At 48.9% G+C, this 4793-nt stretch carries 4 protein-coding genes; 3 read left to right on the plus strand and 1 reads right to left on the minus strand.

The genetic code is table 11. The features are described 5' to 3' along the window. On the minus strand, nt 1-807 hold an 807-nt coding region (locus ACJROR_RS13050; protein ID WP_406547453.1), incomplete at its 3' end, for an AAA family ATPase. A 939-nt stretch (nt 808-1746) separates the two neighbouring features. Here ACJROR_RS13050 and ACJROR_RS13055 point away from each other — a divergent pair. From ACJROR_RS13055 to ACJROR_RS13065, 3 genes are all read left to right on the plus strand, one after another. After that, complete coding sequence (locus ACJROR_RS13055; protein WP_406547455.1) at nt 1747-3537, plus strand: Cas10/Cmr2 second palm domain-containing protein; 1791 nt, start codon at nt 1747-1749, stop codon at nt 3535-3537. A 3-nt stretch (nt 3538-3540) separates the two neighbouring features. Then, on the plus strand, nt 3541-4245 hold the full coding sequence (locus ACJROR_RS13060) for an RAMP superfamily CRISPR-associated protein (protein ID WP_406547457.1): 705 nt from the start codon (nt 3541-3543) through the stop codon (nt 4243-4245). Between the two features lie 2 nt (nt 4246-4247). Then, the coding region (locus ACJROR_RS13065; protein WP_406547458.1) for an RAMP superfamily CRISPR-associated protein at nt 4248-4793 on the plus strand (546 nt) is incomplete at its 3' end.

The following is a 4793-nucleotide window of genomic DNA, read 5'->3' on the forward strand; positions in this document are numbered from 1 at the left end:
GCCGGCCAGCTCATTAAAACGGGGATCGGAGCTTAACTGTTCGGAGACAAATCCCGAGACTGTATTATCCATGTTTATCGGCACCACTCCGGTTACATAGATTCTGTCAATGAGATGATCCTGATTTCCGGCTCTGAGAGTGTTAAAAAATCCCGCAAGCATTCGTCTTGCTTCGGCTGCCAGCTGAAAATCACCGAAAGCCCTGCTCAGCATGTCAATGCCGTTACTGAAATTATCATATTCGTCAACGATAACCATGAGTTTGTCTGAGGGAACAAAACCATTTATCCGAAGAAAAAAATCCAGCATTATCAAAGAAGGATCCGGAAACCTGGAGATATTTTCGTAGTATGCAGTTATCTCAGAAGGTCGTAATTCATCTCTGCTTTCTGATACGTCATTTGGAAGAAAGCACCGGACAGATTTCGGGTACCTTATAAAAAAATCGGCAATGCCTATGAGAACCTTTTTGATAAAAGACCTTGTCAGACTGTCGCTGCTATGGGTGTCTACTCCGGAAAGGTCAAATTGCAGCACGTAATAGGAGTTTTTCCGGGGCGTGGGATGAGAAGCTATATATTTGCCTTTAAAGAGCCTGTCAGCTTCCTCCTTCAGGGCGATATCGTAGTAATACCGGAGGAGTTCGGCAAACATGGTTTTGCCGAACCGCCGGGGTCTTAGAAACATGGATACAGTAGTACCGCTGTTTTCATAAACCTCAAGAAAACGGGTTTTATCAACAAAGGCATAATTCTCATCAATAATGGCGGCAAAGTCCGTAAAACTGTTAGGCAGAGCTTTTAACATCTGTATTCTCCCTATTTGGCAATATTACAACCACATGCGCCCGGTTTGCGGTATGCTCGAACACCATTTCCAGTTGGGAAAAACTGCGTTTAAGTGTAATATAACACCGGATCAGCCCCCGGATCAGATTACCCATCTATAGCTATGAGATCAAACAAGAACGAGTACATCCCCATGCTCTGCCGTCAGCCGGAGCAGATCCGAAAACTGGCAGAGACGGTTATCTAAACAAAAGCTGAGATACTTTACCGCTCTCTCATCAAGGATTTTGGCGGGATACCGGGCTGACGTTTAATTTGCGCTTTCCGGGCTCTCTGTTTCAGAATCACCGCTGTTTCTCCTTCATGATATTCTGTTAGAGCAAGCCTGTTTTTGCAAGGAAGGGGACAAGGAAGACGGGAAAGAAGTGATGCCCGTAACACCGGAACTGATTATTCCGCCCGGAACAGCTCCTTTGCCCCTGAACCGAACCTTCCTGTCAGCTTTGCTCACTTTATTATCCTTCTCAATCATCTTTCTCGCTTTTTATGTCGCAAGCGGCTCAGTCTGAGCTTTGGCGCTTCTTCCGGCATGGCCTGCGGAAGCGGTTTTCGCCTTCCGGAAAACTTGCCGAAAATCATTTGTTCCGGAAATTACAGCAACGGTCACACTAAAACCGTCCATATAATGAACTTAATAAATCGGCATTTCAAAAAAATCCGGCAGATTCACATTTTTTAAGGTTGTTTCTGAATAATAATCATAATGCGTTTATATTATTTTCAGCGCGTCTGACCGCAAAATAATCGGATCCGGCACGCCATCACTCCTGACAGCCCTCGTTTTCCGGACTCGGAACCGTCTGCCTTGCGGGCTTTTTCAGCAAAAGCAAGGACGGGAAAATGAGGAACAATGAGGAAAGAAGCTCGGAATTCAAAAGCTCTTTTTTACGGGTGCAAAATGGAACAACTCTCGATATATCTCTTTGAATCAAAGTCTATTCAGGCCTATCTGTGCCGGACTGGCGAACTGAGGCACATGATTAATGCCAGCGACAAGCTGGATGCTCTTATCGGACCTGACAGAAACGGTCTTATCTATAAATCTCTCAGGGCTGCGGGACTGGATCCGGAAAAAGATACCAACCTTATATCATCGCAGACTGCCGGGGCTGAGTTTTCTGAGGATAACGGAAACATTGTGTTCTTCAGGTATCTGGGCGGATCCCTGAGTTGCTATGCTATCGGTGAGCAGGGGCATGATAATCTCCTCAGGTTCCGTTTTGCGCTGACGCTTTCCGTGAATGCCTGTCTTCCGGGCCTGCAGTTTTCTGATGCCTTTGTTTCTGATAATGTTTCAGACAACGGCGGCTTTCATAATCTTTTGAAGAAAGCTTTTAACACGCTGGCCGCTGATAACAACCGGCCGACAACTCTGTTACCTCTCGCCACGGCCTGCAGCGCCTCCGCCCCGAAAACCGGAGAGGTTGCAGTTACCCCGGGGGACGGTGATTACATTATGCAGAGACTGGCTTCGAACTACAGGGAGGTAAGACTTTCTCTTTACATCAAGTATCTTACCGGCAAAGATGATGATGTTAATAGTTCAGTACTTGAAGATGCGGAACGTCTGGGGAAAGGGTTCATGGATTGGGTGAATCTGTCCGGATTTGGCGACGGCAGCGAGGCTCAGGGGGATGTCGCCCTTATCCATATGGATGGTAACAGCGTGGGATCCACCCTGATAACATTGCGTAATATTCTCAAGGAATGGCAGGTCTCCCGTTCTGAATATGCGAAGGTAATGCTGGAGATTTCCCAAATGCTGGGAAGCTCCACCCGCGAAGCCGTCAAAGACGCTATTCACGGTATTATGTCCCAGAAGAGCGATCTCCGGTTCCGGCCTCTGGTTCTGGGCGGCGATGATGTTACTCTGCTGATCCAGCCTGATTGCGCGGCTGATTTCTGCGTGGCTTTTGCCAAGGCCTTCAAGGAGGCAACGAAGAATAAACTCGAGAGCAGCGCCCGAGTTGCCGAGTACCTGAAGAACAATGCCGGGAGGTCCAGACTGGACTATCTTACCAGCAGCGGCGGTATTCTCTTCCAGAAGAAAAAGCATCCCTACGCCACCTCCGTCCGGCTGGTGGAGGGACTCGCTCGAATTGCCAAAAACCGGAAGTTCCCGGATCCCATCATTCCTCCGACCGAGGGGGCTATCAAAGTGAATCCTTCTGCCGTAGTTTTTGTGAGACTTACGGAATCCTCCGGTGAAAGCATCAGCGCTATCATGAGTCGTTTGCGTAAATTCCGTTTAAGAGTGCAGGGCGATAATTTCTATACCGGCAAAGTGGACGGCTTTATCACCTGCGAGAAGTCAGTCGATGATGCCGGTGAAATTACTCTGGAAAGACTTGTCGATGTCGTCCATAAGCAGAATGGCGGATCTGTGATTCCCAGATTCCGGAGAATGCTCTCGGAAGTTGCTCAGGGCCGGCTCAAAGATGCCGATCACCTCTTCGAGCAGGCAAAGACCATGGATCCATCATTTAAGAAAAATCCGGTGGTCGGTCTTTTGAAATTCGAGACGGAAAGAGCTGAAGGCAGCGATGGGAAACACTGGTATTACCGTACGAGTTACGGGCTGGAAACCATAATCAATGATTTTCTGGTTTTGGATCACTATATCAACGGTGATGGTGACACCGACGGGGAAGACGGTTCCCCGGACGCAGGATCAGGCAAGGAGGCTTAAGGAATGACGGCAAAGATTGTTATCAGTTTCCAGTCGTACTGGTTTGTGGGTACCGGGAGAGAGGCCGGGGTTTATGCAGATTCCATCCCGGTTAAGAGAAAACTGGCTGTCGAATGCAAAGAGACGGAATCCGATGTTTCGGGCAAGACCGGTCAAAAGAGGGGGGAACAGGAGTCTTTCGTCATGGTGCCCTGTGTTCCTGGTAAGACCGTGAAGGGAATGTTCCGTGATGCCTTTGAGACCGCCTGTCGTAATGAGTGGTTCGGGGAAATTGCAGATACCATTATCCTGGAGGATTGTCTTTTCGGGATGCCGGGGCCGGACAAGCATGACAATAAAGCTCCCGGAAGATTTGGCAATCCCGGACTTCTGCATTTCAGCACTCTGGAGATCAGCGATGCGGTAAAGGCTTATCTCTATAAGAATCCCCAGGCGGCAAACGAGCTTTACAGAACCGTAAAAAGCACTGCCATTGATGCGAAAACCGGCACTGCAAGGAATATGTCTCTCCGGGAGTATGAGGTGGTGGTGCCCCTGACTTTGTCGGGAGAACTGTCTTTTGATGAGGAGAAAATCAAAGGTCTGGGTTTTTCCGGCTCTGACGATTTGATTACCAGGCTTAATCAGGTGGCTGCTCTGATTACGGAGCTGGGCGGCAAGCGCACCCGCGGTTTCGGACAGTGCGTCATCAAGGTTGAGAGGGCTTAAGCATGAAGAAGTATTTTGTTCTGGAGACTCTGGACGACGTTATTATCGGGGGCAGCAATGCTGCGGCATTTGTATCCGAGACTCTTGATTATATTCCCGGCAGCACTGTAATGGGCGCTGTCTGTTCCCTTTATGGCAGAGAGGATCTGGAGCCGGACACTCTCAATCTGTTTTTCCAGGAAAACATGACGGTGTTCAGTGATTTTCTTCCTTTGACCCGGGATGGTGAGGAGACTCTTCCGGCCCCCATGTCCCTCCATTATGAAAAGCAAAACCGGCGCCCCCTGTTAAATTTCCTGAAGAAGGAGCTTAAACAGGAGGATAAGCAGTACAAGCAGCTCAGGGGCGATCAGCGTGACTGCAATTTTGTATCTGCCCAGCCTGAGAAGACCATCACCGCCCGCACGGCCATTGACTATAAAACCAATACCGCCAAGGAGAGCGCCCTATACAACAGAGACGCCCTTGCCGCCGGACAGTGTTTTCTGGGGTACTGCTTGATTCCGGACTGTCTTGAAAATGATCGGCCCGGCAATAGTAACAGATCC

This window comes from Succinimonas sp. (assembly GCF_045225735.1).
GTDB lineage: Bacteria > Pseudomonadota > Gammaproteobacteria > Enterobacterales > Succinivibrionaceae > Succinimonas.

What these genes read in the sequence shown, in the direction of transcription:
- ACJROR_RS13055 (WP_406547455.1), top strand. Translation starts at nt 1,747, where the DNA reads ATGGAACAACTCTCGATATATCTCTTTGAATCAAAGTCTATTCAGGCC.
- ACJROR_RS13060 (WP_406547457.1), top strand. Translation starts at nt 3,541, where the DNA reads ATGACGGCAAAGATTGTTATCAGTTTCCAGTCGTACTGGTTTGTGGGT.